The organism is Sphingomonas sp. PL-96, assembly GCF_020707215.1.
Classification (GTDB): Bacteria; Pseudomonadota; Alphaproteobacteria; order Sphingomonadales; family Sphingomonadaceae; genus Sphingomonas.
In genome coordinates this window covers 1-3,499 of record NZ_JAJFET010000020.1, presented here as the reverse complement: position 1 = coordinate 3,499, position 3,499 = coordinate 1, and the positions used below count along the sequence as shown (strand labels likewise).

The following is a 3,499-nucleotide window of genomic DNA, read 5'->3' as shown; positions in this document are numbered from 1 at the left end:
GGCCAGCCGCTCGCGATCCTCGATCCCGCATTGCTCCAGTCCAAGATCGCACAGGGCCGGGCGCAGCTCGCGCAGGCGCAGGCGCAGGCCGCGCAGGCGCAGTCGGAAGCGACCCGGGTGAAGGGGCTCGACGGCTCCGGCTTGCTGTCCGACGAGCAGATCGCGACCCGCCGCTTCCAGGCGCAGAGCGCGGCTGCGGCGGCCGATGTCGCACGGGCGCAACTGCGCGACCTTCTAACGCAGCAGGCCCGACTGACGCTACGCGCGCCGGTGAACGGCGTGGTGCTCCAGCGCAACGTGCGCCCTGGCGGCGTATCCGGCGGGGGTGGTGACCCGCTGTTCCGGATCGCGCGCGATCGGTTGATCGAACTCGACGCCGAGGTGCCCGAGGACGTTCTCGCCACCATCATTCCCGGCACGACGACACGTGTCACGCTCCCCTCCGGCAGATCGTTCAACGGGCGCGTGCGCTTCGTCTCGCCACGCATCGATCCCGATACCAAGCTCGGCCGCGCGCGCGTCAGGCTGCCGGTCGACCCGCAGTTGCGGCCGGGCGGATTCGCCCGCGCCGAGTTCGCGCGAGCCGCGAGGCAGGTGGCGGCGGTGCCCGAAGCCGCCGTGCAGTTCGAGGCGAGCGGCACCTCGATCACCACGATCGATCGCCAGAACCGCGCGCACCGTCTCACGGTCCGCACCGGCACTCGCACGGGCGGCTGGGTGGAACTGGTGAACGGACCGCCGATCGGCACGCGCGTCGCGCTGGGCGGCGGCGCCTTCCTGCTCGAAGGCGACCCGGTCCAGCCGGTCGCCGCCCCGACGGGGGAGCAGCCACGATGAAGATTTCCGCCTGGGCGATCCGCAATCCGATTCCGGTCGCGGTGCTCTTCATCCTGCTGATGATCGCCGGCGGGATCGGGTATCGGACGCTGCCGGTCAAGCTGCTGCCGGACGTCAGCTTCCCCACCGTGCAGGTCGCGGTGACGCTGCCCGGCGCTGCGCCCAGCGAAGTCGAAACGCAGATCACCCGTCAGGTGGAGGCGGCGGTGTCGAACATCGCCGGGGTCAACCACGTTCAGTCGACAGTGGCGCTCGGTTCTTCGAGCACCACCGTCACCTTCGTCATCGGCGAGGATACGCAACGCGCCACCGACGAGGTTCGCGCGGCCGTGGATCGCATCCGTGGCGACCTGCCACGCGACATCGAGGAACCGATTGTCGAGCGGGTCGAGTTCGACGCCGCACCCGTCGTCACCTATGCGGTGTCCGCGCCCGCCATGTCCGACGTGGATCTCAGCTGGCTGGTCGACGATACCATCACCCGCCGTCTCGCCACGGTGACGGGCGTCGCGCAGGTGCAGCGGCTGGGCGGCGTGGATCGCGAGATCAACGTGACGCTCGATCCCGCGCGGCTCGACGCGCTCGGCCTGACCGCGCCCGCGATCAACAACGCGCTACGCGGCTTCAACCTGGATGCGCCGGGCGGAACGGCGGACATCGGCGGGCGTACGCAGACGGTGCGCGTGCTGGGCGCGGCCGATACGGTCGCAAGGCTGTCGGATACCGTGATCCCGACCGGCAATGGGCGGCAGGTGCGGCTGGGCGACATCGCCACCGTGACCAGCGGTGCTGCCGAGCGAACCCATTTCGCGCAGCTCGACCACCGGCCCGTGGTGGCGTTCCAGGTTATGAAGACCAAGGCCGCGTCCGACGTCGCCGTGGAGGATGCCGTCAACGCGGCAGTGGACACGCTGGCGCGGCAGCATGCCGGCGTCACCTTTCGCAAGATCGTGTCCACGGCGCAGAACACCCGCGAGAGCTTCTCCGCGACCGTTCACACGCTGATCGAGGGCATGATCCTGGCCGCGCTGGTCGTGTTCGTGTTCCTGCGCGAATGGCGCAGCACCGTGATTGCGGCGATCGCCATGCCGATCTCGCTCGTACCGACCTTCGCGGCGATGGCGATGCTGGGTTTCAGCCTCAACATCATCTCGCTGCTCGCGTTGACGCTGGTCATCGGCATCCTGGTCGACGACGCCATCGTGGAAATCGAGAACATCGAGAAGCGCATCGAGGCGGGCGAGGCGCCCTATGATGCCGCCTTGGTCGGAGCGGACGCGATCGGGCTGGCGGTGATGGCGACTACGCTGTCGATCGTGGTGGTGTTCCTGCCCGTCGCCTTCATGCCGGGCTTCGCTGGGCAGTTCTTTCGCGAGTTCGGCCTGACGGTGGCGATCGCCGTGCTGTTCTCGCTGCTCGTTGCGCGACTGCTGACGCCGCTGCTGGCAGCCTACTTCCTGCGTCCCGCGCAGCATGCCAAGGAGCGCAAGCCGTTCACCGGCTTCTACCGGCGTTCCGTGGAATGGGCGCTGGCGCATCGCTGGCTGTCGCTTGGATCTGCGGGCGCGCTGTTCGCCGGCTCGCTGTTCCTCGCCTCGACGCTCCCCACCGGCTTCACGCCCGTCAGCGACAACGGCATCGTCCAGATGACGATGGAGGGCGCGCCGGGTGCCAGGCTGGACGACATGCGCCGTGCGGCCACGAAGCTGACCGACTTGCTGCACAAGCAGCGCGGCGTCGAGCTCGTGTTCTCATCGGTGGGCGCCGGCGGCGATGTCGGGAGGGGCGAGGTCACGGTGCTGCTCGCTGCCGACCGCGACCGGACGACCCAGCAGTTCCAGGCCGACATCCGCCCGTTGCTGCTCCGCATTCCCGATGTCCGTTTCGGCTTCGGACAGAGCGGTGCCGGTGGCAGTTCCACGGTGCAGATCATCCTGGCGAGCGAGGACGGCGCCGCGCTTTCACGCGCCGCGCTGACCCTGGAAGAGCAGATGCGTGGGCTGTCGGTCCTCGCGAACGTCCACCAGCTGACGCCGCGTCCCGGTTCCGAACTCGTGATACGCCCCAAACCCGATGAGGCCGCGCGGCTGGGCGTCACGGCCGAAACGCTGGCCGGGATCGTCCGGGTCGCGACGCTAGGCGACGTCGACGCCAACACCGCCAAGTTCAACGCCGGGCAGCAGCGCCTGCCGATCCGCGTCCGCCTGTCCGACGAAGCGCGTAGCGATCTCGAGACGCTGTCGAACCTGCGCGTGCCGCTCAATTCGGGTGGCTCGGTACCACTGTCGTCCGTGGCCGACCTTGATTTCGATCCTGGCGTCACCCGCATCGAGCGGTTCGACCGCGAGCGGCGGGCAACCGTGGAGGCGGAGCTGAACGGCGTGTCGTTGGGTGAGGCGATTGAGCGGGTCAAGGCGCTTCCCATTCTGAAGACGCTGCCGGCCGGCGTGCACCAGCCTGCCTTCGGCGCCGCAGAAGACATGGCGGAGCTGTTCGGCAGCTTCGGCGGCGCCATGCTGGCGGGGATCGCCCTGATCTTCGGTGTGCTGGTGCTGCTGTTCCGTAGCTTCTTCAAGCCCATCACCATCCTGGCGGCGCTACCGCTGTCGCTAGCCGGTGCGTTCGTCGGCCTAATCCTAGGTGGAGCCGAGCTCAACCTTCC

Annotated in this window: 2 protein-coding genes; both read left to right on the top strand. The window is 68.8% G+C overall.

Going from position 1 to position 3,499, the window contains the following annotated elements; all coding sequences use genetic code 11:
• A partial coding sequence (locus tag LK533_RS17735; RefSeq protein ID WP_229364400.1) for an efflux RND transporter periplasmic adaptor subunit occupies positions 1-837 on the top strand: 837 nt, incomplete at its 5' end.
• On the top strand, positions 834-3,499 hold a 2,666-nt coding region (locus tag LK533_RS17730), incomplete at its 3' end, for an efflux RND transporter permease subunit (RefSeq protein ID WP_229364399.1). The genes LK533_RS17735 and LK533_RS17730, both read left to right, overlap by 4 nt.